Origin of the sequence: Pseudomonas sp. IT-P44, assembly GCF_949768225.1 — a bacterium.
Taxonomy (GTDB): Bacteria; Pseudomonadota; Gammaproteobacteria; order Pseudomonadales; family Pseudomonadaceae; genus Aquipseudomonas; species Aquipseudomonas migulae.
This window is the reverse complement of record NZ_CATKQM010000018.1, coordinates 1-26,482: the sequence shown is the minus strand read 5'-3', so window position 1 is coordinate 26,482 and position 26,482 is coordinate 1. Positions and strand designations below refer to the sequence as shown.

The 26,482-nt window shown below is 58.6% G+C and carries 28 protein-coding genes; 17 read left to right on the top strand and 11 right to left on the bottom strand.

Features of this window, described 5'->3' with window-relative positions; all coding sequences use genetic code 11:
• Nucleotides 1-753 precede the first annotated feature (753 nt).
• Both ACM6IO_RS11125 and ACM6IO_RS11120 read left to right on the top strand, forming a co-directional pair.
• A complete protein-coding gene (locus ACM6IO_RS11125) occupies nucleotides 754-1,728 on the top strand; it encodes a quinone oxidoreductase family protein (protein WP_253405774.1) in 975 nt (324 codons plus the stop codon).
• A complete protein-coding gene (locus ACM6IO_RS11120) occupies nucleotides 1,725-2,651 on the top strand; it encodes a LysR family transcriptional regulator (protein WP_414911472.1) in 927 nt (308 codons plus the stop codon). Before ACM6IO_RS11125 ends, ACM6IO_RS11120 begins: the two co-directional genes overlap by 4 nt.
• Before the next feature lie 116 nt (nucleotides 2,652-2,767).
• On the opposite strand, the gene ACM6IO_RS11115 is transcribed toward ACM6IO_RS11120, so the two are convergent.
• Both ACM6IO_RS11115 and ACM6IO_RS11110 read right to left on the bottom strand, forming a co-directional pair.
• The gene (locus ACM6IO_RS11115; RefSeq protein ID WP_414911471.1) at nucleotides 2,768-3,304 is read right to left on the bottom strand and encodes a DUF2867 domain-containing protein; all 537 of its coding nucleotides are present in this window, start codon (nucleotides 3,302-3,304) and stop codon (nucleotides 2,768-2,770) included.
• 24 nt (nucleotides 3,305-3,328) lie between these two features.
• Nucleotides 3,329-3,979 carry a DJ-1/PfpI family protein gene (locus ACM6IO_RS11110; RefSeq protein WP_414911470.1) on the bottom strand — a complete coding sequence of 217 codons (651 nt, stop codon included), beginning with the start codon at nucleotides 3,977-3,979 and terminating at the stop codon, nucleotides 3,329-3,331.
• Nucleotides 3,980-4,105: 126 nt separating this feature from the next.
• Between ACM6IO_RS11110 and ACM6IO_RS11105 the strand changes: the two genes are divergently transcribed.
• Complete coding sequence (locus ACM6IO_RS11105) at nucleotides 4,106-4,666, top strand: TetR/AcrR family transcriptional regulator (protein ID WP_414911469.1); 561 nt, start codon at nucleotides 4,106-4,108, stop codon at nucleotides 4,664-4,666.
• Nucleotides 4,667-4,774: 108 nt separating this feature from the next.
• On the opposite strand, the gene ACM6IO_RS11100 is transcribed toward ACM6IO_RS11105, so the two are convergent.
• The 5 genes from ACM6IO_RS11100 to ACM6IO_RS11080 all read right to left on the bottom strand — a co-directional run bounded on the left by ACM6IO_RS11100 (nucleotide 4,775) and on the right by ACM6IO_RS11080 (nucleotide 8,889).
• Nucleotides 4,775-5,908: an alanine--glyoxylate aminotransferase family protein gene (locus ACM6IO_RS11100; RefSeq protein ID WP_414911468.1), complete on the bottom strand. Its 1,134-nt coding sequence runs from the start codon at nucleotides 5,906-5,908 to the stop codon at nucleotides 4,775-4,777.
• A 267-nt stretch (nucleotides 5,909-6,175) separates the two neighbouring features.
• Nucleotides 6,176-6,628: a hypothetical protein gene (locus ACM6IO_RS11095; RefSeq protein WP_008029433.1), complete on the bottom strand. Its 453-nt coding sequence runs from the start codon at nucleotides 6,626-6,628 to the stop codon at nucleotides 6,176-6,178.
• Between the two features lie 377 nt (nucleotides 6,629-7,005).
• On the bottom strand, nucleotides 7,006-7,575 hold the full coding sequence (locus tag ACM6IO_RS11090) for a YSC84-related protein (RefSeq protein WP_192229006.1): 570 nt from the start codon (nucleotides 7,573-7,575) through the stop codon (nucleotides 7,006-7,008).
• 265 nt (nucleotides 7,576-7,840) lie between these two features.
• A complete protein-coding gene (locus ACM6IO_RS11085; protein WP_192229007.1) occupies nucleotides 7,841-8,512 on the bottom strand; it encodes a class I SAM-dependent methyltransferase in 672 nt (223 codons plus the stop codon).
• A 77-nt stretch (nucleotides 8,513-8,589) separates the two neighbouring features.
• On the bottom strand, nucleotides 8,590-8,889 hold the full coding sequence (locus ACM6IO_RS11080; RefSeq protein WP_008039747.1) for a hypothetical protein: 300 nt from the start codon (nucleotides 8,887-8,889) through the stop codon (nucleotides 8,590-8,592).
• 346 nt (nucleotides 8,890-9,235) lie between these two features.
• Between ACM6IO_RS11080 and ACM6IO_RS11075 the strand changes: the two genes are divergently transcribed.
• Together ACM6IO_RS11075 and ACM6IO_RS11070 are read left to right on the top strand one after the other, a co-directional pair.
• Nucleotides 9,236-10,390, top strand: coding sequence for a hypothetical protein (locus tag ACM6IO_RS11075; protein ID WP_414911467.1), 1,155 nt, complete (start codon nucleotides 9,236-9,238; stop codon nucleotides 10,388-10,390).
• A 71-nt stretch (nucleotides 10,391-10,461) separates the two neighbouring features.
• The gene (locus ACM6IO_RS11070) at nucleotides 10,462-11,580 is read left to right on the top strand and encodes a glycosyltransferase 61 family protein (RefSeq protein ID WP_414911466.1); all 1,119 of its coding nucleotides are present in this window, start codon (nucleotides 10,462-10,464) and stop codon (nucleotides 11,578-11,580) included.
• Between the two features lie 40 nt (nucleotides 11,581-11,620).
• Here the strand turns inward: ACM6IO_RS11070 and ACM6IO_RS11065 are convergent, their stop codons facing one another.
• Nucleotides 11,621-11,935 carry an NIPSNAP family protein gene (locus tag ACM6IO_RS11065; protein WP_207285894.1) on the bottom strand — a complete coding sequence of 105 codons (315 nt, stop codon included), beginning with the start codon at nucleotides 11,933-11,935 and terminating at the stop codon, nucleotides 11,621-11,623.
• A gap of 191 nt (nucleotides 11,936-12,126) precedes the next feature.
• On the opposite strand from ACM6IO_RS11065, the gene ACM6IO_RS11060 reads away from it, so the two are divergent.
• The 3 genes from ACM6IO_RS11060 (at nucleotide 12,127) to ACM6IO_RS11050 (ending at nucleotide 15,069) form a co-directional block, all read left to right on the top strand.
• Nucleotides 12,127-12,456 (top strand): DHCW motif cupin fold protein, encoded by a 330-nt coding sequence (locus ACM6IO_RS11060; protein WP_192229011.1) that lies wholly within the window; start codon nucleotides 12,127-12,129, stop codon nucleotides 12,454-12,456.
• A 134-nt stretch (nucleotides 12,457-12,590) separates the two neighbouring features.
• On the top strand, nucleotides 12,591-13,817 hold the full coding sequence (locus tag ACM6IO_RS11055) for a YbfB/YjiJ family MFS transporter (protein WP_414911465.1): 1,227 nt from the start codon (nucleotides 12,591-12,593) through the stop codon (nucleotides 13,815-13,817).
• A 4-nt stretch (nucleotides 13,818-13,821) separates the two neighbouring features.
• Nucleotides 13,822-15,069 (top strand): MFS transporter, encoded by a 1,248-nt coding sequence (locus ACM6IO_RS11050; protein ID WP_414911464.1) that lies wholly within the window; start codon nucleotides 13,822-13,824, stop codon nucleotides 15,067-15,069.
• Here the strand turns inward: ACM6IO_RS11050 and ACM6IO_RS11045 are convergent.
• Nucleotides 14,986-15,897 carry a LysR family transcriptional regulator gene (locus ACM6IO_RS11045; RefSeq protein WP_192229014.1) on the bottom strand — a complete coding sequence of 304 codons (912 nt, stop codon included), beginning with the start codon at nucleotides 15,895-15,897 and terminating at the stop codon, nucleotides 14,986-14,988. The genes ACM6IO_RS11050 and ACM6IO_RS11045 overlap by 84 nt on opposite strands.
• 271 nt (nucleotides 15,898-16,168) lie before the next feature.
• Here ACM6IO_RS11045 and ACM6IO_RS11040 point away from each other — a divergent pair, with 271 nt between their 5' ends.
• From ACM6IO_RS11040 to ACM6IO_RS11025, 4 genes are read left to right on the top strand one after another with little or no spacing between them, the layout of a single operon-like run.
• Nucleotides 16,169-16,483, top strand: a complete 315-nt coding sequence (locus ACM6IO_RS11040) for a DUF485 domain-containing protein (RefSeq protein ID WP_008029410.1) — start codon at nucleotides 16,169-16,171, stop codon at nucleotides 16,481-16,483.
• Nucleotides 16,480-18,153, top strand: coding sequence for a cation acetate symporter (locus ACM6IO_RS11035; protein WP_414911463.1), 1,674 nt, complete (start codon nucleotides 16,480-16,482; stop codon nucleotides 18,151-18,153). Before ACM6IO_RS11040 ends, ACM6IO_RS11035 begins: the two co-directional genes overlap by 4 nt.
• Nucleotides 18,095-18,790, top strand: coding sequence for a cytochrome b (locus ACM6IO_RS11030; protein ID WP_414911462.1), 696 nt, complete (start codon nucleotides 18,095-18,097; stop codon nucleotides 18,788-18,790). Before ACM6IO_RS11035 ends, ACM6IO_RS11030 begins: the two co-directional genes overlap by 59 nt.
• A gap of 3 nt (nucleotides 18,791-18,793) precedes the next feature.
• Nucleotides 18,794-19,723 carry an NAD(P)H-dependent flavin oxidoreductase gene (locus tag ACM6IO_RS11025; RefSeq protein ID WP_192229017.1) on the top strand — a complete coding sequence of 310 codons (930 nt, stop codon included), beginning with the start codon at nucleotides 18,794-18,796 and terminating at the stop codon, nucleotides 19,721-19,723.
• 145 nt (nucleotides 19,724-19,868) lie between these two features.
• Here ACM6IO_RS11025 and ACM6IO_RS11020 read toward each other — a convergent pair whose 3' ends face one another.
• Nucleotides 19,869-20,753 carry a LysR family transcriptional regulator gene (locus ACM6IO_RS11020; protein WP_414911461.1) on the bottom strand — a complete coding sequence of 295 codons (885 nt, stop codon included), beginning with the start codon at nucleotides 20,751-20,753 and terminating at the stop codon, nucleotides 19,869-19,871.
• A gap of 114 nt (nucleotides 20,754-20,867) precedes the next feature.
• Between ACM6IO_RS11020 and ACM6IO_RS11015 the strand changes: the two genes are divergently transcribed.
• A complete protein-coding gene (locus ACM6IO_RS11015; protein ID WP_414911460.1) occupies nucleotides 20,868-21,542 on the top strand; it encodes an MOSC domain-containing protein in 675 nt (224 codons plus the stop codon).
• 67 nt (nucleotides 21,543-21,609) lie between these two features.
• On the opposite strand, the gene ACM6IO_RS11010 is transcribed toward ACM6IO_RS11015, so the two are convergent.
• Entirely contained in the window at nucleotides 21,610-21,969 is a 360-nt protein-coding gene (locus tag ACM6IO_RS11010; RefSeq protein WP_008029397.1) for a DUF6124 family protein, read from the bottom strand.
• A 530-nt stretch (nucleotides 21,970-22,499) separates the two neighbouring features.
• Between ACM6IO_RS11010 and ACM6IO_RS11005 the strand changes: the two genes are divergently transcribed.
• The 4 genes from ACM6IO_RS11005 to ACM6IO_RS10990 all read left to right on the top strand — a co-directional run.
• Entirely contained in the window at nucleotides 22,500-24,017 is a 1,518-nt protein-coding gene (locus ACM6IO_RS11005; RefSeq protein WP_414911459.1) for a CoA-acylating methylmalonate-semialdehyde dehydrogenase, read from the top strand.
• 121 nt (nucleotides 24,018-24,138) lie between these two features.
• Nucleotides 24,139-24,528 carry a tautomerase family protein gene (locus ACM6IO_RS11000; RefSeq protein WP_414911458.1) on the top strand — a complete coding sequence of 130 codons (390 nt, stop codon included), beginning with the start codon at nucleotides 24,139-24,141 and terminating at the stop codon, nucleotides 24,526-24,528.
• 63 nt (nucleotides 24,529-24,591) lie between these two features.
• A complete protein-coding gene (locus ACM6IO_RS10995) occupies nucleotides 24,592-25,641 on the top strand; it encodes an NAD(P)H-dependent flavin oxidoreductase (protein ID WP_414911457.1) in 1,050 nt (349 codons plus the stop codon).
• A gap of 259 nt (nucleotides 25,642-25,900) precedes the next feature.
• The coding region (locus tag ACM6IO_RS10990) for an SLC13 family permease (protein WP_414911456.1) at nucleotides 25,901-26,482 on the top strand (582 nt) is incomplete at its 3' end.

The window sequence follows — 26,482 nt, the reverse complement described above, 5'->3', positions numbered from 1 at the left end:
GGGCCGTCGGTGGTGGCGGACCGAAATCATCCAGCGGCATGGCGTTGGCGGTGGTCAGGGTAAGGCGCATCGGACAGCGCAGGCTTGACCCGAGCAGCAAGGCGACGGAGCGGCATGGTGGTGTCGCGCGTTTCATTTTTCACCCCTCCTGTCATGCCGAATCTGCCAAGCCCTGTCGTCTGCATGATGTCCGGGACGACAGCTATTGCGGGTACGAGGGGCGGTGCAACTAATGAGCCATTTCAATAGAGCGAAAAAAGTTCAACTTAATTAATAAACTGCTTCCGGGCGTTTCGAGTTAGAGAAAAGGTGAGTGGGGAATAATCCTCAAATCAGGTGGTAAACGCCCGGTTGCGTGGGTGTAATTCCCCATTTATGGAGATCGTAGCGACCCTGTTTCACCGATCGCTTCTGGCCGATTTCTGCCTGCCCCCACAGTCACCTTTGAGTCGATCCAAATCATACAGCCGCCAATCATGCGCCCCGTGGGGAAACCGGGGCCAGACCACCATTATCCTAAACATGGTCTGACCACGCTTTTCCGAAGCAGACGCTCTGCAATGATCTTTGGCGTCTCTACAACCGCTACACACCCGCCATCGATCTACGCGAAAAACGCGTGGTGTTATCGATTTTATTGCTGCAATCTGTGCATTAATGATCTGCAATAAACCAGTCTTGTTCATTGCCGGGGCAGTTCTCACACTAGAGGCATCAATGTGAAAGCAGCTTCTGGATGAAGAGGAAATGACCATGGTATCTGCGATCCGGTTTAACCAGTTTGGCAATCCTGAAGTACTGAACCTGGAGACACTGAGCGAACAATTGCCAGGGCAAGGCGACGTTTGGCTTGAGCAAGAAGCGATTGGTGTCAATTTTCTCGACGTAACCCAACGTAAGGGCGCAGTGCCCATCGCGTTGCCATCTGGACTTGGGTTGGAAGGCTCCGGGCGTGTCGCCGCTGTGGGTGCCGGTGTCAGCAATGTGCAAGTTGGGGATCGCGTCGCTTATGCCACCGGGCCTATTGGTTCGTATGCTTCGGCCCGCCTTTATCCGGCGGCGCGACTGGTCAAAATTCCGGATGCCCTGTCGTTTGATGATGCCGCAGCCGTCATGTTCAAGGGCCTCACAGCACAGTACCTTTTGAAGACCACCTATCCCGTAGGGCATGGCACAACCATCCTCCTCTATGGTGTGGCTGGAGGACTGGGGGAAATTATGGTGCCGTGGGCAAAGCATTTAGGTGCGACCGTAATCGGCGTAGTTTCAAAGTCGGCCAGTGTCGAAAAAGCCAAGGCGTTGGGCTGTGATGAAGTCTTGGTGTTTGACGCTGACAGCCTGGCATCGGACGTCGCTCGTATCACCGAGGGTAGAAAGGTCGACGTGGTCTATGACCCCATAGGGCGCGCTTCCTTCCAGGCGTCTTTGGATAGTCTGCGGCCACGGGGTTTGATGGTCTCGTTTGGAGCTTCATCCGGTGCACCGTCTGCCGTGGAGCTATCAACACTCAATTCCAAAGGCTCGCTGTACCTGACGCGTCCTTCGTTGGCAGCCCATACGGCAAGTGCCTCTGAGTACCAGGAGCGAGCAAAGGATGTCTTGGCCGCCATAGCTGCGGGTATTATCAAACCCCGGATCTGGGCGAGCTATTCATTGGCTGACGCAGCATTGGCGCATGCCGACCTGGAGTCGGGGCGATCATCCGGGGCGATCATTCTAAAACCATGAATCTTGATGTTCTGAATAATCAATACAGTGACGAAATCGCTGCGTTTCTGGCCGTTGCCTCGCAAGGTTCATTTGTCGGGGCTGGTCGGCTATTGCAGCGACACCCTACGGTCGTCTCGAAACGACTCGCCTCAATGGAAAAGCGCCTTGGTGTTCGGCTGGTGGAGCGTTCAACCCGGCAGGTTCGAATTACCGAAGTAGGTGCCAAGCTGGAGCAGCGTCTTCGCTCCGCCATCGAACTGATGAATGAAGCGCAGCAGCAAGCAGCGGAGGGGGCCAGCGAAATTCGAGGAACTTTGCGGCTTGCGCTGCCCGCAGCCATGGGACGGCGTTGGCTTGGCCCGATGCTGCCGGAGTTTCTCAAGGCTTACCCTCACGTCTCAATCCTTGCAGACTATAGCGAGCGGCTGGTCGATATCATTGATGAAGGTTTTGACGCTGCCATCCGAATTGGAGAGTTGGAAGACAACAGGTTGATCGCCAGGAAACTGAGTGATCATCGCCGCATATTGTGTGCGTCGCCTGCTTACATCAGAGAGCATGGCATGCCTGAAACGCCTCAGGATCTGATCAAGCACAATTGCCTTCGCTTCAGCGGTCTTGCGTCTTTTCCTCAGTGGCGACTTCATCGAGGTAACGAACTTCAGACGGTTTCACCCAAAGGAAACCTGACGGCCAATGATAGCGAGTCGTTACTTGCGGCGGCCCGAGCGGATGCGGGAATACTGGGCGCCGGTGACTGGTTGATGAGTAGTGATATTGCAGCCGGAAAACTGCTGCATGTTCTTCCTGACTGGCAATTGGACACCGCTGGTGGAGTCTACTTGGTCAGGCCATCGGCCAAATTTCCCAGCGCTGTGGTCGTCGCCTTCAAACAATGGATCGAGTCAAAGTTCATCCCAGTGCCCCCCTGGGCCATTTGACTGGCTGATCTTCAATTCTCCCCTGATAAGTGGACGCCCCCTTGTTCAAAGGTGTCGTTCTTTCTATAGCGTCGTCCTGCCTTTTTGCCACCCTGTACTACTACGCGACCTTGCTCTCAGCCTTCGGAGCCGGTAGCCAGAGGCCAACCGATGCGCGCTGCACGGAGGAGGCTGGCCTTAACAACCAAGCGGTGAAATGGGGCAATAACGAATATGTAGGCCCGGCCTAGGCGGTTGTGGCACTGGACCACGGTTGAAAAAACGAGTTGGCGACTGCCTTCTGGCTCTGCCTCTCCAGAACACAGGATCGATATCCGGAAGTCGAGGTGCTTGTCGTCCTCTCCCAACACGATTTCAGTCTGGTTCGAACTGTAGACCTTGAAGATTTGAATCCGATCAGCAAGCGTTGCCAAATGTCTGGCTGTCTTGATACCAAAACAGGCAACGATAGTGTCTCGGACTTTCATGAGCCATCCGATCCAGGATGGCTGGTGGGAAAGGATGAATCGAGCCAGCAAATCCGGATTGCTGGAGGTGCCCGCCGGGAGCTGAATCGCAAAAGCGTCCGCCAGGTTCATCGACTTGTAAAGGTGGGTGATGCCGGACCTCGAGGGTACTGGCACGGACATTATGAGTTCAAATTCTCGGGGCATCGGGGGATCTCTCCTGAGTTCCAACTACCAATTAGATGACATGCCACGTCGCGTTTCTTGTTGCGATGGTTTGTCGTATAACGCTCCTTGTCGGATGCTGAGCCCGATCAAGGCATCATAGAGCTCTTGCTGCCCAGCTGGCAAAACAGGAAGCAACGTCGCACGGCGCTTGCCGACATCGAACCAGGATTCAACCAACCATCCCACCAGATAGAGCGCCGAAAGGCATCCGCCAGCCGTTGCAACGTTCCCTTGGCAAACAAGAGGCTGGTCCACGGGTTCAAGTCCCAGGGCTTGCAAGCTCGATCGTGCATCCGGGTGTGTAGTTGCTTGGCCGCTGAGCAGCCCAAGCCGTTCAAGAATGAACGCTCCGGCGCATATGGAGCCGATTCGCTGGCGTCTGGAGTCAAGTTCAAACGACGGCAGGAAATCCGGGGCGGCAAGTGCAGCGGGTATCCCTTCCTTGCCGCTGACGAACAATACTGCGTCGGCACTATTGGCCTCGGAAAGCGGACCGTGTACCGAAACAGGCAGGCCGTGCGCCGATCGCACGATAGCGCTGGAACCCAATATCCGGACGTGCCAGTCCTCAGTGTTGCGGCCCAAAATGTCCCACATCAGGAACAGGTCGATATCAGTGAATTGGTCGAAAGCAACCAGAACGATTTTCTTCAAGGCGAGCTCCATGAAAAGTGCTAGCGTGCAAAACGCAACGGCTATCTTTGCTGGTGTTCGCAGCGTATCAATCGGTTGCGCGCCATACACAGTCTGTATGGCGCTAAACATGGAGCGAAATAACGGGTGGGAAAATTAACTCGCAACCATTGGATCGCGGCTGGTTTTGAGGCCCTCGACCAAATAGGACATAGTGGTGTTTCGGCCGAGAGTCTATCGCGCCGATTGAATGTGACCCGCGGATCGTTCTATCACCATTTCCGCAATCGCGAAGACTTTGTCCGCACCTTGCTGGCCGCTTGGGAAGAAGACTACACGGAGCGCATGCTCACTTATGCGGCGCAGGGTCGTAGCACGGGCGAAATCCTGAAACGCTACTTGAGTATTGCCGCTGAGAAACAACCTGGGCGGGAAGTTTCCATCCGCGCCTGGTCGTTGCACGATCCGTTGGTAGGCGAGTTTCAGCAGCGTGTTGACACAAGACGACTGGACTTCGCGATACGGACGTGCCGCCGCTTGGTCCCTATGCCAGGCGAAGCAGAAGTGATTGGTCGAGTGGCCCATCTGTGCCTGATTGGTGGTCAACAGGCAGGGCTGCGGCGTGATGCCGTTCGCTTCAACAGTTTTCTGAGTCGAGCCTTTTCACTTTTCGAAGGGGCTCTTCCACCGTGGCGCACGCGTCACTAAGACACGTGCACGGGCTTTCCCTTGTGGTTCTGACATGACGTCCGGACGACCAGCGTCATATTCGAAGATCAGCGCCATGGGCCGGCAGTGCCCAGGCAAGATGAGTGCTTAGTTCACCATCACCTCATCCAGTGCCTGCTCGAGGGTGCTGACCGTGCGCTCGATATTTTGCAGTTTTTCGAGTCCGAACAGACCGATGCGGAAGGTCTGGAAGTCGGCCGGCTCGTCGCATTGCAACGGCACTCCGGCGGCGATCTGTAGGCCATGGCTGGCAAATTTCTTGCCGCTCTTGATGTCGGCATCATCGGTGTAGCTCACCACGACGCCAGGGGCCTGAAAGCCGGCTGCGGCCACGCTTTTGATGCCTTTGCCGGTCAACATGGCGCGCACCCGATCGCCCAGCGCCTGTTGTGCGTCGCGAACCTTGTCGAAACCGTAGGCTTGCGTCTCTCTCATCACTTCGTTGAATCGCGCGAGGGAATCGCTGGGCATGGTCGCATGGTAGGCATGTCCGCCCTGTTCGTAGGCCTGCATGATCTGAAGCCACTTTTTCAGGTCACAGGCGAAGCTGCTGCTCTGCGTCTGCTCGATGCGCTCGAGTGCCAGGGAGCTGAGCATCACCAGGGCGCAGCAAGGGGAAGCGCTCCAGCCTTTCTGCGGTGCGCTGATCAGCAGGTCGACGGCGCATTTGTGCATATCAACCCAAATCGTGCCTGAGGCGATGCAGTCCAGCACGAACAGGCCACCCACCGCATGCACGGCGTCGCCGACGGCCCGCAGGTAGTCGTCGGGCAGGATAATCCCTGATGAGGTTTCAACGTGGGGGGCGAAGACAATCTGCGGCTTCTGCGCCTCAATGGCTGCCAGCACTTCGTCCAGAGGCGGTGGTGCGTAGGCCGCCTGGCGACCCGCGTCGACCGGTCGGGCTTTCAGCACCGTGGTGGCCGCCGGGATGTTGCCCATCTCAAGGATCTGGCTCCAGCGATAACTGAACCAGCCGTTGCGTATCACCAGGCATTGCTGGCCGGTGGCAAACTGTCGCGCCACCGCTTCCATGCCAAATGTGCCGCTGCCCGGGACCACCGCAACAGCCTGGGCGTTGTAGACCTGTTTCAGGGTCCTGGAAATGTTCTTCATCACGCCTTGAAATGACTGCGACATGTGGTTGAGCGAGCGGTCGGTGTAGACCACTGAGTACTCGACTAGCCCCTCAGGATCGATACTGGGATATAGCTTTGACATGGAGTGACTCCTTTGGCAGAGATGTCAGTGGTATCGACCCTGCCTTAAGCTTTGGCAAATGACAAGATTGCTCGGGATGGAATGGCGACTTCTGTCGAGCGGCTGGCATCGTCAGGTCGATAACGACCAGTTACGAAGGGCAGCAGCCGACCCATTGCTGCCCTTCATGCAGGGCAGCAATGGGTCATCAGTTGAAAAAGTCGGATTTTCAGCCCGCCAGAACTCAGGCATGACTTCCACGCGTAGCGTGAGAACGATCAACCTCAATCAAAACTGCTTTGATGCGCTGGCAATGCGCTGGTACTTACGCAGCTGTCGGTTAATGTTGCGGATATCCAGAAAAAATATCTCTGCGCTACGCCAGAGCAGCATCCACGCGGTGACGGTAACGACTCCCACGGGGATGGTGCCTTCAATGCCCAGAGCCGTGCCTGCCAGCACCAAGGCCAGTGCCAAGCCCAGGAGTGTCAGCGCTACCAGCCGTTGGGTGCGAATATCCCCTCTGAGTTGTTCGCTCTTTTCCGCAAAGGTATTGCTGATGGCTTGCTGCAGGCGTTCTCGCTCATCTTCCGGGCAGCGAATGTGCAGACACAGTTCGGAGTGGTACCAGGCGCTATCTGACAGGTAGTCCACCAGCTCGGGGCTTAGCTTGGGGTTGTCCGGCGAGGCAAACGGATTGAGGTAATCGTGGGTAATCGTCAGATCGATTTTTTTTGTCATAACGAACCTTCACCTGATTGAGCTGTGGACTGAGATTTTAGTGTCCGAGGTAAAGCTAGTCGCAAGACAGCTGCTCTGCCTGATCGGCAGTTGCACGCGCTGTTGCAAGAGCGGATTTATCCGCGATGCGTTGGTTGAATGTGCGCCGCGACCGTCTGCATCAGCGCTGATTGTTATCACTCTCTCCGTGAGGGACATCAGGCAGCGGGCGGCGCATGCGCGGATAAGGGCTAGAGGCAGCTTTTGGCTGTTTTCTGCCTATGGCGACTGGTTGAAAACGACACATTGCTGCCCTCCGCCAAGGGCAGCTAGGGATTGTGAATTCAGCAGGTCGATGCAACACAACTAAATTCTGTGTAAGCGACATGCAGACGGCTTCAGCGATTGAGCCTGGTAATTTTTGAACCCTGCAATCCCAGCCCGGCCATTAAGCCCTTTTGATCAAAGATGAACGCATAGACATCGGATTGAGCCGTTGAGGTAGTCATCGATTTGGCCATGCCTGAATCTACGACCACGATGCTTGGGCCCACGCCGACCTCAAATCCATTAACATTTTTCAGATCATTCATCGCTGAATAGGTCATGAAAAACATCACGTATCCAAACCGCTGCACGCCCGCCTGAAGGCCGTATGAGGCGGCTGTGGTCGCGTAGTATCCCGTCACTTTTCCGTTCTCAATCAATTCGCCTTCGCCATGGTGTGCGCCGGCGATGAGGCCCGCTTTCAGCACATCAGGGAAAACGAGGATACCCTTGGCTCGCTGCGCGAGGGCGCGCGCTTGCGGCGTTTTGGTATACAAACTCTGTAACGCCGCTTTCGCCTCGCGGTCCATTTCCGCGTTAGCAGCCATCACATCAGAGGCGGAAGTTGATTGACCCATTTGGCAGCCCGCCGTGATCGCGAGGATTGAAATCATTGCCATCATTCGAAGGTATTTGATCATGAGCAATACTCCGTTTCTGTAGCTGCCATTGAGGAACCTGCGTGGCGATAGCCGTTGCGGATCAAAGACTGACGGGGTCGATCTTTCCCTTAGACTTTAATCCTAATAAGCAGTTGGTCAAATGCTATGCACATGCATGTTCCTCAGCCGAAATCGACAGTCAGCTGTTGGCCGATTGCCGCCTTCCGTGAAGGGCAGCAATCGCCTGAGATCCGCTAGTGAGTCTTCAACCAAACAACACCCTGCCGACATCCACCAAGCGTACTCACCTTCGCGGTTCAGCCACCAACAACAACGACTGCGGCACAGGGCTTTGCGGGTGCTGTGGCTCCTGCAGGCTGGTCAGTTGAAAGCCGGCCATGTCCAGCGCATTGAGCCAGCTGGACAAGGTGCGGAAGTACCACGGCATGGGTTGCCACTGCCCCTTGAACCCGGTGAACGTTTCTTGCCGCCAGCCATCCTGATAGTCGCCGGCTGCTGCGCTCCACGGATGCAGCGTCTGGATCACCAGTGCGCCGCCGGGGGCGAGCAGGGCGTTCATGGCGGTGAGCAGGGGGATGATGTCCTGGTGCAGCAGGGCGAAGTTGGCGCAGATCAGGTCGTAGTCGCTGCCGATGTCCACTTTGGCTTGCGCCAACTGTTCATAGTTCGCCAGATGCACCGGCGAAGAACCTGCCGCTCGCGCCGCCTCGACTAGCGTCGCATCGCCATCCACACCGACCCCATTGATCGCCCGTTCAGCCAGCGCCCGCAACAGCCAGCCCTCGCCGCAGCCCAGGTCGAGCACGCGCTCGGGCTGACGGCTTGCCACTGCCAGCAGGATCGCCTGGTCGGTGACCTTGAGGCGGCTTTCGATGGCGCCGGTGCGGATCGCGTCGATCCAGGATTGGGCGTTGTGGTGCCAGCTATCGAGAAGGGTCGATTCGGGGGCGGGCATGTCGATGTCCGGAGTTGTGGGTTGGAGAGAAGGATAGGGCAAGTGCGCGTGGTGCGGACCCTGTCAGTGACGCTGCATTATTTTCTGCACTCTGCCAACACCACCTGGCAGGTATCCGGCGCGCCGCCGGAGCGTCCGGCGTAGCGAATGCAATTGTCCATGGATTTCTGGCGGGCCATGTCGAGGGTGGAACCCCAGGCCAGGCCACCCTCGCCGACAGTGGGCAGCGCTTTGGCGTAGCAAGGTGAGCCTGCGTTTGAGGCCCAAGTGCGAGGCGTGGCGGTGTTGCGTGCGCAGCCCGCTGTCAGCGCCAGGTTGATGGCGAGCAGGGCGGGCAAGACCCATGACCCGCATGGGCGCGCGGTTTTTCCGGTCATCCCGTTTTCCCTGTATCAAGAGGCTGGAGGCGTGTCTGTATCCTGCAGTTTAGACGCTGTTGCGCCTACCCTTTACCCGGTTTGGCGCATTTGGGGGCAGTTGCCGGGAGGGCATTTTTGAACCCGTGCCTGTCCAGAAGAGTAGAAATTTTGGCGTCATGAAATATACGGTTACGCTGCCGATACGCCGCTTGCAAAGTCCCTGCCTTGATCTTTAATAGTTACTGATGGAGGACGCGTAATCCCATCAAATATGTCTTAAATATCAAGGGTTAAGCGAAAGTATCAAGTACCGCCCGGATCTTTCTCTGATTTCACGACAGATAGCTCAAAGGATGACGAAGAAATGAAAGAGAAGCTGGCGGCCGTTACCCGAAAACTGATTTCTCCTTCATTACGTTATGAAATCAGGAACGCGGCAACCTGGCTGCGGGACATCCTGGGGCGTGCATGTTTCTGGAAGTGGGAGATTGCCCGCTTCAAGCTGCAGAAGGACAGTCCTTACGAATTCCTCTACATCGGCAGGAAAAAGCAGCGGGAAATGGCCAAGCTGCTCATCGGCGGGAAGTCCCAGGGGCCGCCCGATACGGTCGACGACGAATCGGCACCTGCCGCGTCGAATCATGTGGTGGTGGTCAGTGAAGCGCCGTCTCCGGGGGCCTTGAATGTGCCCCTCTACCTGAGTGCCGTCGTACCGCTGGGGCGCCCCATCGAAGACATCACCGCCAAATACGATAGCGAGTTGCGCCGAAATATCCGCAAGAACCGCCCGCGCTACCGGATGGTCCAGACGCTGCTGGATGACGAAATCGAAAAGGCCGACAGGGAAATGCTTCAACCTTATGCCGAAGCACGGCAAGGCATCCACGCTGCGCAGTTTCCCTCTCAGGAAGTCCTGAGAATCGCCAAGACCGTCGGCCGGCTCGACCTGATCATGCTGGAAGACGAGGTGGTTGCCTGCCACCTGGGTTGCGTCGTCACTCGTGGCGGCAAGCGCTACTGGAGCACGCTGCGTTTCGGGTATGTCGAGGCGATTTTTTCAAATGCGAAAAAACTGCGCGAGGTCAACTCGATTACCACCTTCATGGCACTTGAATGGGCTATCGATAATGGCTTCGATTATTACGACATCGGTCTTTGCGTGGCCCGTCCGGATGACGGGCTGCTGAAATGGAAAAGACGGCGCGGCGGTGATATCGATTCCTTGGGAAACCACGCGTACATGTTCGTCCGGCTGCCCAAGACCGGGAGAGCCAGATTCCTCTGGGACACGCCGCTGTTTGCTGTCGAAGGCAAGGAAATAACCTTGCACCTTGGCTTGCCGGACGGGCCAAGCGATGAGGAAGTCGCCAGCCGTTATCACGAAATGGTGTTTGGCGGGCTGCACAAAATTTACCTGTATTGCGCCAAGAGCTCGGGCGAACAGTTTCTCGACACCTTGCGCAGTCGCTACGCCAGTTTGCAGACACCACCCGTCATGGAACGGATTCCATCCAGCTGAGCCATTTCCAGGACTGAATAATGACAGCGCTCGCACCTGACTTTTGACCCTGCCCGCAGGGAGGACTCTTCATGGAAAGCGATCTCTCGCCAATCAGCACGTCGACCGCTGGCAATCAAAAAAAATGGACTCTGGCTGCCTACAAAAACATGGCGAGAAAAAGACTCGCACGCAAAGCCGACATCAACTTGAAAAGCATCGCGCTGAAAAGTTGGGATATTGCGCCGGGCGAGACGACTCATTCTCCGTCGGCGTACTACCTGCCCGGTCAAATGGACCGCGTGACAGGGTGGGAGGCAAAGCGCTTTTATCCTTTCGAGCATCCCGCGCGCACCATGCAAGGGCTGGGCGACGTAGAGCAAGGCCCGACGCGAGGCTACTTGCTCAAGGACGTCTGGATGATCGATGGCGCGCTCTACAAGGACAACGCCAGTCTGTGGCTGTCGCTCAAGCCAAGTATGTTCCCGCGCATTACCGTGGACACCGAGATCGATCGCGCCGCCGTCTACTGCACGCAAAACGGCAATACCTGGTTTGGAACCTGGTTGATGGAAGACTGCCCGACCTATTCCCTGGCCTGCGATGAAGGCGTGCCGGTGACCACCGCGCCCTCCGCCAGGTTTCCGTTGTTTACCCAGGCTCCCGCTTACGAAGACTGGTTTGGCATGAAACCGGTGCGCCTGCACAGTGCGTTTTTTCGTGAACTCGTGCTGTTCGACGACTTGAGCAACAATCGAAACAGGCATCTGCGTTACCGGGCCATGGGGGAAAAACTGCTGTCGCACGTCAAACATGAGGCTCACCCCGGCGTGTTCATTCTGCGCGGTGGCGACGGTGACTTGCGCTTTTTGCGCAATGAGCTCGAGGTCGCTGAACACCTGCGCAAGAGCAGGGGGTTCCGCGTTCTCGATCCTTTGAAAACCGATGTGCCGACCATCGTGGCGACCTGCGCCGGGGCGCGGACGGTGGTGGGGGTCGAAGGCAGTCAGCTGGTGCACGGCGTCAATGTGCTCCAGCCGGGCGGTTCGTTGCTGGCACTGCAGCCACCGAACCGTTTCGTCAGCTACTACAAGTTCCTGACGGATCGCGACAGGCAGAATTTCGGCTTCGTGGTCGGAACGCCAGAGGGCGACGGCTTCAAAATCGACATTCAAGAGGTCGAACGCACACTGGACCTGTTCCCGTCATGACGGCCTGAGGGAACCCCGGCAAAAGACTTTCCGAACGGGTTTACGCCTGATCCCCAAACACCGGCCGGAAAAAACTCCGCTCATAGCTGAGGATGAATTTTTTATCCTCGGCATACTTGAACGCCGCGATGCAGTCCGCGTCGTTCATGGAGTCCTGCCGATAGCGCTCGTACTCGGCAAGGCTCGCAAAAGTGAACATCGCCAACGCGATGTTGTTGGCGCCCTCGGACGGCAGGAAATAGCCGTGGTGCTGGCCACCGAATTTTTCCACCAGTGGAATCCACAACTTTGCGTAGTGTTCGAATGCGCCGATCTGGTACGGGTCCAGCACGTACTTCAGGTAACAAGTGACCATGTTTTCGCTCTCTTCTACGGGAGGGTTAAACCATTCAAAGGCTGTTCAGCCATTCGGCAGTTTCGCAGATCACCTGGCTGCATGGGAGTCTTCACTGAACCCTGTATCCCGTAAATGCGGGCCATCTGTGTCTATCGGCCACATCGCGAGGTTGTTACGTTTGCGCCTCTACCGTATTCGATGAGGTAAAAATGGATCTCACCGCCATCCCGTTCGGGACGACCGACTGGTCGACGATCGAACCTGTCACCCATGCCGGCCAGACCGGAAACGCCTATTGGCGAACCTGTCAGTTTGGTTCGACGCGTGTGCGAATGGTTGAATACAGCCCCGGATACCTCGCCGATCATTGGTGCTGGAGAGGTCATATCCTGTTGTGCCTGGAGGGCGAGTTGCACACGGAACTGGAGGACGGTCGACAATTCACGCTGACGGCCGGCATGAGTTATCAGGTGGGCAACAATGCTGAAGGGCATCGGTCATTCACCACCACTGGCGCGAAACTGTTCATTGTGGATTAAGCGCTGGATTGAATTTCGCCACTGGCCGTAGCGCTGGTTATCTCTATACGAGATAACCGCGATCAGATTAATTCGCTTCTTGAGATATATCCCGCGCGCGTAATGTCTGCCCTGTCTGAAGTAGAGAAGGGCGGATGATGAACAGGTTGAATACAACGATCGCCAATGCGCAGCCCGCGTTGCGGCCAGCCAGCGCAGGCTGGGCAACGGTGGCAGGCTTTGCTGCAAGCCTGGTCGGCATCGGCCTTGCGCGGTTCGCTTATACGCCGTTGCTTCCAGCGATTATCGGCGCCCACTGGTTTGATCCGTCCAAGGCCGCTTACTTGGGTGCCGCCAACCTTGCCGGGTATCTGGGCGGCGCCATTTTCGGTCGTTCCATGGCGGCGAAAACCTCAACGGTGTTCATGCTCAGAGCAATGATGCTGCTGGCCAGCGTGGCGTTTTTCGCGTGTGCCTACCCCGTGTCGTTCGCGTGGTACTTCGCGTGGCGATTCCTGTCCGGCACCGCCGGTGGCGCGTTGATGGTGTTGGCCGCTCCAACCGTTTTGGCCCATGTGCCGCCGTCCAGGCGCGGATTGGTCGCCGGGGTCATATTCATGGGCGTGGGCGTTGGTATTGCCCTTTCCGGAACACTGGTGCCGCTCTTGCTTCAACAGGGCCTGGGCGAAACATGGCTGGGCCTTGGCCTGATATCCCTGCTGCTCACAGCCCTTGCCTGGCGGGGCTGGCCGAAAGAACCCGCGCCGGCCGCCGAAACAACGCACCACCCGCGCCCGTCACGCAACGGAACACTCAAAGCGTTGTACATCGAGTACGCCCTCAACGCTGCCGGCTGGGTGCCGCACATGATTTTCCTGGTGGACTTCGTTGCCCGGGGCAGGGGCGAAGGTCTTCAAGTGGGGGCGCAGTACTGGGTTCTTTTCGGCATTGGCGCGACCGTCGGGCCACTGCTTGCCGGCGCACTGGCGGACCGGATCGGCTTTGGTCGCGCATTACGGATGTCGTTCATCATCGAGGCCTTCGCCGTCATTGTCCCTGTCCTTGGGCTCGGAGCCGGATGGTTGATGGCCTCCAGCGTTGTCGTCGGGGCGTTTGTGACCGGGACCGTGCCGCTGGTGTTGGGGCGGGTCCATGAAATTCTCGCCCACCATCCCGCCCAACACAGTTCGGCCTGGCAAACAGCCACCGTCGGATTTGCCTTGTTCCAAGCGATCGCCGCCTATGGCTTGTCGTTCCTGTTCTCCTACAGCGACGGGAATTACAGCGTGCTGTTCATGATGGGGACTGCGGCCATGCTGCTTGCGTTTGTGATTGATGTGCTCGCAGGTGCGAAAAGCTCCAGCGATTCCCGGAGCCTTTGACACCGTGAATTACTCCGATCGAAACCTGATGTATTGGCGCCGCAACCTGACCGTTTGTGTGTTCGGCTCGTTCACGACACTGGTCAGCCTGAGCATGTTGTTGCCCTTTTTACCGTTGTACGTTCAACAACTGGGCGTGACGTCGCAGGCGGACGTGGTGCAATGGTCGGCCGTGGCATTCGGCGCGACTTTTTTCGGCACGGCGATTACCGCGCCGTTGTGGGGGCGCCTGGCTGACCGCTATGGCCGAAAACCCATGCTGGTCAGAGCAGCCATCGGGATGGCCATTGTCATGTCGTTGATCGGGCTGGCCCGGGACGTTACCGACCTGGTTGCACTGCGCCTCATCGCCGGGCTCATCGGTGGCTACGCATCGGCGTCCATCGTCATGATCGGGTCGCAAGTCCCGCGCGAAAGGGCGGGTTGGGCACTCGGTGTCTTGTCCACGGGGGCCTTGTCCGGCAACCTGATCGGGCCACTGGTTGGCGGTTTTTTACCTGAGCTTGTTGGTATTCGCGGCACCTTTTTCGTCGGTGGAGCAATGATTGCGGTCGCCGCCATGACCACCATCCTGTTCGTTCGTGAGGATTTCGACCGAGCGTCGGACGCCAGACAACGGGACAGGAAAAACCGGCCTGAGGGGGCCGGTTCGAAATGGCCGGTCATCGCTGCACTGCTCATGACTGCGATGATGGTGCTGCTGGCCAATATGTCGATCGAGCCGATCATCACCGTCTACATCGGCGACCTCGGCGTACCGGTTGATCATCAGGCGCGGATAGCCGGCGTGGTCATGGCCTGTTCCGCGTTGGGCAGTATCCTGACCGCCGCCAGACTGGGGGCGCTGGCCGATCGGGTGGGCGGCTGGAGCGTGATTGTCGGTTGCCTGTTGCTGACGGCCGTGGTCATGGTGCCCCAGGCGTTCGTCACGCAATGGTGGCAACTGGCGGTATTGCGCGGCGTCATGGGCATGACCATTGCCGGGCTCTTGCCGGCGATTGCCAAGTTGATCCGGCATTCGGTCGAAGAGCACAACACCGGCAAAATCCTCGGTTACCTGCAATCGGCGCAGTTCTCAGGGCAGGTGATAGGTCCCTTGATTGGCGGTCAGATTGGCGCCCATTTCGGCTTGCATCATGTGTTCCTGGTGACGGCGGCATTGCTGGTGTTATGCGCCCTGATGAACGGCTGGGTGAGGAATCGCTACCTGGGCGACACCGTCCAGACGAACGCTGTCCAGAAAAGTGGATAACGCGCTGGAAAAATAGCCATCAAGGCGCCTGACGAACACCGTCTCTACATCGGCGATGTCTGGCGCGAGCTCATGCACGTTGACCAACCCCTCGCGCAAAGCGTTCGCCACAACGCCTCGGGGCAACAACGTGACCCCGACGCCCGCCGACACACAGGCAATGATCGCTTCAATCGAACCAAACTCCAGTGGCTCAGGCGCCAGGATGCCCAGGTTGGCCAGCAGGGAATCCAGGCGCTGGCGGTAGGAACAGCCGATTCGAAAGACCACCGTCTTCAGATTGTCGACCGCGGCGACCGCGTCCAGTGTGTCTATGGCACAGGACGTGACCAGCACGAGTTCTTCGCGGAAGGCTTGTTCACTGATCAATTCCGAATGATTGACCGGGCCCACGACAAACGCCCCTTCGAGCTTACAGTCGATGACGCCCTGGATCAGGCTGCAGGTGGTGCCGGTGCGAATCACCGGGCGAACCTCCGGGTAGGCCTTGGCAAATTTTGCGATCAGCCGTGGAAGGCGCAGCGCCAGCGTCGTCTCGAGCGTACCGATCTCGAAGACTCCTTTTGGATGCCCATCGTCTCGCGCAGCGCAGGATGCATCGGACAGGAGCCGGGAAAGGCGGGCGGCGAACGGCAGGATCCGCCGTCCAGCCGGCGTGACCTGAACCCCTCTGGCGCTGCGTTGAAACAGCGCCACCCCGAGCTCGTCTTCCAGCGACCGAATCCTCGCGGACACGTTGGACTGCACGGTGTTCAGCTCGCTCGCAGCCTTGTTCATGCTGCCGTGGCGCGCAACCGCATCGACCACCTTCAGATCCGTGACATCCATCGAATTCACCTATCTCTAAAACCAATAACCAACCGCAAATAAACAGCGTTCAGCAGATTAGTTTTCGTGTGCGGCAAAGGCAAGCAATGGCCGACATAGGGAGCGATTGAATTCATCAAAAAAGATCATACGCATCATTAATGATCGTTTTACATGATCTTTGGCCGGGCATAGGTTGAGGGTGCAAATACACCGCAGCCAGTGGCAAATCGAGTCTTCGAATTTGAGGCTGTGGAACAACAATAACTGTCCACTGCTACACGGAGTCAACGTGAACCATGCATCCGAGTCAGCCAGAATTCGCAACCATCCCCGGTACCAGGATTTGGTATCACGGCAGCGAAGATTCGTCGCTTGTCTTACTGCCGCCACCCTTGTCCCGTACTTCACGTTCATCCTCGTCGCGGCGTTTGCGCCCCAGCTTCTAGCGCAGAAACTCTCCGCAACCAGCATCATCAATATCGGTTGGCCGCTGGGCGTCGCCTTCATCGTCGGGGCCTGGTTGTTTACCGGCCTGTACATCCTGCGCGCCAACGGCGAGTTCGATGACCTCACCGCAGAAATTCGCGAGGGGGCCATCGTATGAAACCCATTCTTCGCTACCTCATTGCGCCTTCTCTGTTGGGCGCGGTCGCGACGTGCGCCTCGGCCGCCGATGTCCTGCAGGCGGTGGAAAAACAACCGCTGAACATCACCGCTATCGCGATGTTTCTGGTCTTCGTGCTGACGACCCTGGGCATCACTTATTGGGCCGCTTCCAAGACCAAATCGATGGATGATTTCTACAATGCTGGCGGCGGCATCACCGGTTTCCAGAACGGTTTGGCACTGGCGGGGGACTACATGTCGGCGGCGGCGTTACTGGGCGTCACCAGCATGATTTTCTTCAACGGTTTTGATGGCGTGCTCTACTCGATCAGCTTCTTCGTCGCATGGCCGTTGCTGTTGTTCCTGTTTGCCGAGCGCATCCGCAATCTGGGGCGCATCACCATCTCGGACATCGCCTCGTTCCGGCTCGATCAAAACCGGATTCGCACCATGACCGCGTTCGGCTCGTTGACCGTGGTCTGTTTTTATCTGGTGGTGCAGATGGTCGGAGCAGGGCAGTTGATCCAGCTGCTGTTCGGTCTTCCCTACAACTACGCAGTGATCGCTGTCGGTCTGTTGATGGCGATCTACGTGACGTTTGGCGGGATGGTCGCCACCACCTGGGTGCAGATCATCAAGGCAGGCTTGCTGCTGGTGGGCGGGACATTGCTCGCCGTGTTGGCGTTGAGCAAGTTCGGCTTTTCGTTCGAGCTGCTGTTCGAAAAAGCGGTAGCCGCCCATCACGATGGCGAGCGGATTCTTCTGCCCAGCAAGCTGGTGGCCGACCCCTTGGCGCTCATCTCGCTGTCGCTGGGCCTGGTCTTCGGTACCGCAGGATTGCCGCATATCCTCATGCGCTTTTTTACCGTGCCGGACGCCAAGCAAGCGCGTAAATCGGTATTCGTCGCGACAGGTTTCATCGGCTTCTTCTACCTGATCGTTGCGGTGTTGGGGTTGGCAGCCATCGTGATCGTCGGGCAAGACCCGGCCTTCTACGAGTCCGGCATTGTCGGTGGAAAGCTCATCGGCGGCGGGAACATGCCGGTGATGCATCTGGCAAAAGCCGTCGGCGGCGACCTGCTATTGGGCTTCATCTCCGCCGTCGCGTTTGCCACGATCCTGGCCGTGGTCTCGGGGCTCACCATGGCAGGCACCTCGGCGATTTCACATGACCTCTATGTCCGGGTCTTCCGCAAAAACCGTGCGGATGCGAAAGACGAGCGGCGTGTGTCGAAGATCGCCTCGGTCGGTATCGGCATCGTTGCGGTGGTGCTGGGCATTTTGTTCAAGGACCAGAACATCGCCTTCCTGGTCGCGCTGACCTTTGGCGTGGCGGCCTCGGTCAACTTCCCGATCCTCGTGCTCTCGATGTACTGGAAGGGGCTGACCACACGCGGGGCGTTGATCGGTGGCATCGCCGGGCTGGTGAGCTCGGTCAGCCTGGTGATTCTCTCGCCGGCGGTGTGGGTCAAAGTGCTGGGCAATGCCGACGCCATCTTCCCCTTCGACTACCCGGCCATCATCTCGATGAACGTGGCGTTCCTGTTTACCTGGCTCGGCTCGGTCACTGATCGCAGTCGCGGGGCAGCGCTTGAACGCGAGCGTTTCGATGATCAGCTCATACGCGCCCGCACCGGCCTTGGCGCATCGCAAGCGGTCAGCCACTGAGACGCAGCACACCTTCATCGCGATGAAGGTGTGCCCGTCACTTCCATACCCTGATTTGTGCTCTATGCAAAAGGAGTCAGCCATGCAACTTCGAGACAATGGCTTAAGGTTTTCACCCATCACGGTCGTGCTGCACTGGGTCGTGGCGTTGTCACTGCTCGCCATCCTCGGCTTGCAGGTGATGATCGGCCAGGCGTCCAGTGAGGCCGGGCGGATGTCGTTGGTACACCTGCAAAACCTCATGGGGCTGATCCTGTTTCTCGTATCGATCTATCGATTCTGGGCCAGGATCACCGCTTACCACCCGCTGCCGGTGGGCACGCCCAATCCCATTGAAGTGATCATCAGCCGTTCCGTTGCGGTGGCGCTCGCCCTGGCGATGGTGCTGCTGCCGGTCGCGGTGTGGGCCTCGCGGGCGGCGGCCGGCGAGGGAGTGGGGCTGCCCGGCGGCTTTTCGATTCCGGCGCTGTTGCCCACCAATGCAGCGTTGAAACAGGTGGTCGATGTGCTCTTTGATATCGGGGCGTCGGCGTTCCTGGCCGGCCTGGCCTTGCATGTCTTCGGTGCGCTCAAGAATCACTTTCTCCTGAAGAACAACACGTTCAAGCGGATGCTTGGAAAACATGTGGAGCTGTGAGCCATGAACGAAGCCAGATTCGATTTTGCAGGTAACGCCATCACTCAATTGTGTGGCGTGAAATACCCGATTTTTCTCGGCGGGATGGCAGCGATTTCCGGCCCGCCGCTCGTTGCGGCAGTCGCCAACGCCGGAGGCCTGGGCGTGGTGGGCGGTTTGCGCCTGCCGCCATTGACCTTGCGCCGATGGATACAGGAAACCCGAGCGCTGACCGACAAACCCTTTGGCGTGAACCTGGTGCCGCAGTTCGGCGGGCCTGACGTGTTTGAAGCGCAATTCCAGGTCGTCCTCGAAGAAAAACCGCGCCTGCTGTCCTTGTTTTACGCCGAGGCCTATTCCGCCGACATGATTCCCCGGGCGAAAGACGCGGGGTTGGTGGTCATGGTGCAAACGGGCTCGGTGGAGCTGGCGAGAATCGCCATCGCACAAGGCGCTGACATCATCGTGGCGCAAGGCAGCGAAAGTGGCGGTCATTTGAATCGAGGCACCATCGGCATCATGCCGTTGCTGACTTCAATCCTTGCGGTATCCGAGGGGCGACCGGTGCTGGCGGCTGGTGGCATCACCAACGGTGACGATGTTCGGGCGCTGATGTCGCTCGGCGCGTCTGGAGTGGTGGTGGGAACCGCGTTTATTGCCACCGACGAGTCGAACGCTCATCCGCTCTACAAGCAAAAAATTGTCGAGGCGACGACGGATGACACCGAGTACCGGACCGGGTATTCGTTTGGCTGGACCTACGGCACGCCGCACCGGGTGATTCCCAATCGCGACAAGTGGAACCTGCTGCGCTTCATCGGCGGTGGCGCCCGCGCAATCGACAAACCGCGCATGGCCAAGAAGCTGTCGCTGTACGCGGGGCAGGGCGTTGGCAAGATCCACAGCGTCGTCCCCGCAGCAGAGCGTGTGGCGGAGCTTGCCCTTGGCTTGTAGTAAGCCTCTCCTCGATTAACCTGTAGGAGCGAAGCTTGCTCGCGAAGGCGGTAGTGCATTCAGTTTCAATAGTGAATGTCCTGACGCTTTCGCAGGCAAACCGGAATGCCGCCCCGCTCGCAACTACAGTGTCGGTCTGTGTGTTTTACGCCGCCGGCCGGGCAATCTGCTCCTGCGCCAGACCAATGAACGCGCTCATCGCCGAGGTGATCATCGAGTCGTTCCTGCGGATAAACACGGTCGAGACGTTGGCGAATTCGGCCGGTAGTGTGTGGCAGCGAATCGCATGCCGCACGCTGCAATTCTCTGCGATGGCCTTGGGCAGCAAGGTCACGCCCATGCCCGCCGCGACGCATGACAGGATGCCGTCGAGGGTGCCCAGTTCCATGATCTGGTTAGGCACCAGCCCGACTTGGTAGAACCAGTTTTCCAGGGTGGAGCGATAGAAGCATCCGGTGCGAAAGACCAGCACGGTTTGCTGGGGGATTTTCTCGATCAGCGCTGGCAGTGTCTCGAAGTGACTGCTACTGACCAGCACCAGTTCCTCCTGAAAAACCTCTTCCTGCGCCAATGCCGGGTTCTGGTGAAATCCACCGACAAACGCGCCGTCGAGTCGATGGGCTTCAATCGCCTTGATCAGCTCGGCTGTCGTTCCGGTCAGCAGCGACAGTTGCACTTCGGGGTATTGCTCGCGGTACTTCGTCAACACCTGCGGCAAGCGAATGGCCGCCGTGGTTTCCATTGAGCCCAGCCGCAGCAGGCCGGTCGGAACGCCGGTGTCCGTCAACGCATTGCGACTCTCTTCTGTCAGCTGCAGGATGCGCCGCGCATAACCGAGGAAGGTCTCGCCCGCCGACGTGAGCACCACGCCGGATTTCTTGCGGATGAACAGCTCCCGATTCAGTTCGGCTTCCAGCTCCTTCACCCGCATGGTGACGTTGGACTGCACCGTATTCACGTTGACGGCGGCTGCGGTGAAGCTGCCGAGTTCGGCAACCGCGCAGAAAATCTTCAGTTGGCGCATTTCCATGAACGTCACCATCCATCATAAAAAGTGATTATGGACATATTTAACGATCACTTTACGGTTATTGCCGGTGGTTAGTAAAGTGGCCGAAACCCGGTAAAAGATGCGGATCGACCCATGACACTCACTTCGAAAATTGATCACGTCTTCGCCGGCGGCCTGGGGCTCTTGAAGCCCGAAGGGCAGCGTACGGGCATCTTCAAACAGCGCCGTTCAGGCCCCGTTCGCGTCGAGCTTCACGGGATTGTCGGTGACCAGCATGGCGACACCAGGGTTCACGGCGGTCCGGAAAAGGCTGTTCATCACTATGCGGCCGAAAACTATCAGCACCTGGCGCAGGCCTTTGCGCACTGTGCCCATGAGCTGCTTCCGGGCAGCCTGGGGGAGAACATTTCCGCGCTCGAACTCTCGGAGCGCAACGTGCACATCGGCGACGTATTCCAGATGGGCAGTGCGGTGTTGCAGGTCTCTCAACCGCGCAGCCCGTGCTGGAAAATCAATCATCGTTTCGACGTCGAGCATATGTCGATGCATGTCGCCAAGGAGCGAATCACCGGTTGGTATTACCGGGTGCTCCAACCGGGCTTCATTGAAGCGGGCGACAGGATCGAGCTGCTGGAAAGGCAAACGGAGCGTTTTTCCATCGATGAATTCTGGCAGGTGCAGTTGTCGCACCGGCCGGTGATCGACGATCTGCTGGCGCTGGCGGCAAGCCGTGGGTTGGCCGATGACTGGAAGCGGCGCCTGTCGGAGCGGGCGAAGTGGCTGCAGAAAGCGCTTCAGGAACAATAGTTGTACGCACTTGCACGTGTGGCGAGGGAGCAAGCGCCCTCGCCACAAACGCTGCGCTTAGCGGTGTTCAGTCTCGCGGATCAATCTGATCCAGCACCCGGTTCGCCGTGATCTCCGCCAGCATGATGCTGTTGGAAATGCCCAGCAGGGCATTGCGCGACCCACCGTCCAGAAGGTCCACCAAGTGATGGACCATCACATCGACCGAGGCCAGCGTCTCGACCAGATAAACCATCAGGGTTTCGGTCGTGAGCTCTGGGTCTACGGTAAACAAAGTGCTGGGTGTGCGCGGCGTGGCTTTGATGTCGGCAGTCGACGGGAAGTGGTAGTCGAGGGCACGCTCGGCGGCCTCGTTGAGTTTGTTTGAATCGGGTTCGTATGGGGAGGCTGGATCGGTGTCCGGCGGATTGGGTGAAGGTTTGACCATGATTCTGTCTCCAAAAACGTGGAGCCATCACCGACTTGCGACTAAACAAGGGGTGGCAGCTGTACGCAGGTTAGTCGACCGGGGGAGACTCAAAACCGGCGCGCCCGAAGGCGCCCTGCGCACAGCTACCATGAAGTTCAGGTATGAAATGACCTGACTGTCTGGATGCAAATACGCTTTGAATCAACCCCGGGCGACTAAACCCGACCACTGATGAGCAGTGGCACGAATCAAGTTACCGGGCACCCCCAAAGCGCACAAGCCGGCGGATTCTGGCGTACCCGTAGGCAACGGCGCAAGGTTTTGTAGCTTTCATCTCGTAACCACGAGCGCGCTTAAACAAGCATTCAGCAGCGCTGTTTAACACCTCAAACACCTTCACCATTTCTGATCCATAAGATCATTAATCATCATTTTACATGATCCTTCGGCTGGCCTACTTTGACCCTGGCAGGCGCGCCACCGGCCGCCTGGCGCTCTCCCGACAACAACAAGAGATGGCTCTTATCCACCACCAGGGGACACCCGCCATGAGCAACCAGCCAGCAGACATCGCACACTACATTCACGGCCGCGTGACGCACGGTACTTCCGGTCGCACGCAGAACGTCACCAACCCTGCCATCGGCTCCGTCATCGGCAAAGTGGCCCTCGCCAATGCCGCTGAAGTCGACGCGGCAGTGAAGTCGGCAGCGGCCGCGTTTCCCGCCTGGTCGGCGCTGCCGCCGCTGCGTCGCGCCCGCATCCTGTTCAAGTTCCTGGCGTTGCTCAATGAACACCGCGACACACTGGCGCGCATGATCACCGCCGAGCACGGCAAAGTTTTCACCGACGCCCAGGGCGAAGTGACGCGCGGCATCGAGGTCGTCGAGTTCGCCTGCGGCATCCCGCAACTGCTCAAGGGTGACTACACCGAACAGGTCTCCACCAACATCGACAACTGGACCATGCGCCAGCCGCTGGGCGTGGTGGCCGGCATCACCCCGTTCAACTTCCCGGTGATGGTGCCGATGTGGATGTTCCCGGTAGCCATCGCCTGCGGCAACACCTTCGTGCTCAAGCCGAGCCCCATCGACCCGTCGCCTTCGCTGCTGATCGCCGAACTGTTCAAGGAAGCCGGGCTGCCGGATGGCGTGTTCAACGTGGTGCAGGGCGATAAAGAAGCCGTGGATGCGCTGATCGATCACCCGGACGTCAAAGCCGTGAGCTTTGTCGGATCGACGCCGATTGCCAACTACATCTACGAGACCGGTGCCCGCCACGGCAAGCGTGTCCAGGCATTGGGCGGCGCGAAGAATCACATGGTGGTGATGCCCGATGCCGACATCGATCAGGTGGTCGACGCGCTGATCGGCGCGGCGTTCGGCTCTGCCGGCGAGCGCTGCATGGCGATCTCGGTGGCGGTGTTTGTCGGCGATGTCGCCGATAAAGTGATGCCGAAACTGGTGGATCGCACCCGCACACTCAAAGTCCTCGAAGGCATGAACCTGGCCGCCGAGATGGGCCCGATCGTGTCGCAAGTGGCGCTGCAACGCATCACCGGCTACATCGAGCAAGGCATTGAGGAGGGCGCAGAACTGCTGGTCGACGGCCGTGGTTTTGACGGCGCTCAGGCTGGCGCGAATTGCGCTGAAGGGTTCTGGCTCGGCGGCACGGTGTTCGACCATGTCACGCCCGAGATGAAAATCTACAAAGAGGAAATCTTCGGCCCGGTGTTGGCGTGCATGCGCGTGAAGGACTTCGCCGAGGCGGTCGATCTGGTCAACTCACACGAGTTCGGCAACGGCACCGCTTGCTATACCCGCGACGGTCACATCGCGCGTGAATTCGCCAGCCGCATTCAGGTGGGGATGGTCGGCATCAACGTGCCGATTCCGGTGCCGATGGCGTGGCATGGTTTTGGTGGCTGGAAGCGCTCGCTGTTCGGTGACACACACGCCTACGGCGAAGAGGGCGTGCGCTTCTACACCAAGCAAAAGTCGATCATGCAGCGCTGGCCGAACAGCATCGCCAAGGGCGCGGAATTCGCCATGCCGACCTCCAAGTAAGCATCGCTTTCTGCTCCACAGGTTTGGGGTGGATGACGTGTTGGCGCGGGCTTGCACGGCATCGTTTTTCCCAGGGGGAGCGAACGCTCGCTCCCGGTTTTTTCCGCACAGGTGAACCGCTATGCCGCTGCTCAAGTTCGATATCATCCAGGGGCGCAATGACCAACAACTCAAGACCCTGCTGGACGTGACCCATCAGGCGATGGTCGAGGCTTTTGAAGTGCCTGCCAGTGATCGCTACCAAAGCGTCACGCAACATCGTCCGGGGGAGTTGGTGCTGCACGACACCGGATTGGGTTACACACGCACAACCAGCGTGGTGTTGCTGACGGTGATTTCGCGACCGCGTTTACAGACGCAGAAAACCGCGTTCTACCGCTTGCTGGCCGAGAGGCTGCAAGCCGAGTGTGGCCTGTCACCCGACGACCTGATTGTTTCGCTGGTGGAGAACACCGATGCGGACTGGTCCTTCGGCCGTGGAAGGGCGCAATTTCTGACCGGTGAACTTTAGGGTTCGCCGCGTGGGCCAAAGGGTCCGTTTTTACCTCTGTGCAACTCTCTTTCAGGTGATGCCATGTCCATTCCGCTGCTGTCTCTTTTGAACATTCGACTGCCCGTCCTTCAATCGCCGATGGTGGGGGTTTCCACGCCCCAACTGGCAGCAGCGGTGTCCAGCGCCGGCGGCCTCGGCGCGATTGGCATCGGGGCGAGCAACGTCGAGCAGGCGCGGAACATGATCCGCGAGACGGCCGCGCTGACAGACAAACCGTTCAATGTGAATGTTTTTTGCCACCAGCCGGCTGTCCATGACAGCGCTCGCGAGACGCAGTGGCTGACATTTCTGGCGCCGTTCTTTGCGCAGTTCGGGGCCGCTGCACCGACGGCGCTACGTGAGATCTACACCTCTTTCGTCGAAGACCCGGACATGTTGCAGATGCTGCTGGAAGAACGGCCGGCGGTGGTCAGCTTCCATTTCGGGCTGCCGCCACAACCGGCCATCGATGCGCTCAAAGCCGCCGGCATCATCCTGTTGTGTTCCGTGACCAACCTGGCCGAAGCGCAGAGCGCGGAACACGCCGGCGTGCATGCGCTGGTCGCACAAGGCTACGAAGCCGGGGGGCATCGCGGGGTATTCGATCCAAAACAGGATTCGCAAATGGGGACGTTTGCGTTGGTGCGTGTACTGGTGGCGGCTTGCCGACTGCCGGTGATCGCGGCGGGCGGCATCATGGACGGCGCGGGGATCAAGGCCGTCATGCAGTTGGGCGCCAGTGCCGCCCAGTTGGGAACGGCGTTTATCCTCTGCCCCGAATCCTCCGCCAACAGCGCCTATCGCGAGGCCTTGAAGGGGCCGCGCGCGCACCAGACTGCCGTCACCAGCGTCATCTCCGGGCGTCCTGCCCGAGGCATGGTCAACCGCAACTTCACCTGCCTGGAGAAGGCTGGCGCGGCACTGCCAGACTATCCGCGCGCCTATGACGCCAACAAAGCGCTCAACGCCGCGGCCACCGCCCAGGCAAACACGGAGTTTGCCGTGCAGTGGGCGGGGCAGGGGGCGCCCCTGATTCGAGAGATGCCGGCCGCTGCGCTGGTGAATGTGCTTGCTGCGGAAATGCACGACTGAGCCAATCGGTCATCGGCGGCGAGCCGACAATTCACCGACTGCGCAAAACGATTCAAACGCGAGCTGTACTTCAACATTAATGGCTCAGGCGCGATGAAAATCCGCCTGGCCCAGTTTCAAAAAACACGACCCCCCATACCTCTGTACGACAACCCTTATCCCTCTACGAAAATTACTTTCGCCTCGTTTGAAAATCACCTCTCGAAATGTTTTATGAGTTTCACAACCCATTCGACGTGACCCTTTCGAGGAGTACCGCATGACCCTGTCCTTCGGCTATTGGCTGCTGGTGTATGCCGCCATTGCCATCATCGCGCTGATCGTTCTGATCGCCCGTTACCGGCTCAATCCCTTCATCGTCATCACTCTGGTGTCCATCGGCCTGGCGCTGCTGTCCGGCATGCCGCCGTCCGGCGTGGTCGGCGCCTACGAGGCCGGTGTCGGCAAGACCCTGGGGCATATCGCGCTGGTGGTGGCGCTGGGCACGATGCTCGGCAAGATGATGGCCGAGTCCGGCGGCGCCGAGCAGGTGGCGCGCACCTTGATCGACCGTTTTGGCGAGAAGAACGCGCATTGGGCGATGGTGTGCATCGCGTTTTTGGTCGGGCTGCCGCTGTTCTTCGAAGTCGGTTTTGTGTTGCTGGTGCCGATTGCCTTTACCGTGGCGCGCCGCGTGGGTGTATCGATCCTGATGGTCGGTTTGCCGATGGTCGCCGGGCTGTCGGTGGTGCATGCGCTGGTGCCGCCGCACCCGGCGGCGATGCTGGCGGTGCAGGTGTATCAGGCGTCGGTGGGGCAGACGTTGATGTATGCGATTTTGATCGGCATTCCGACGGCGATT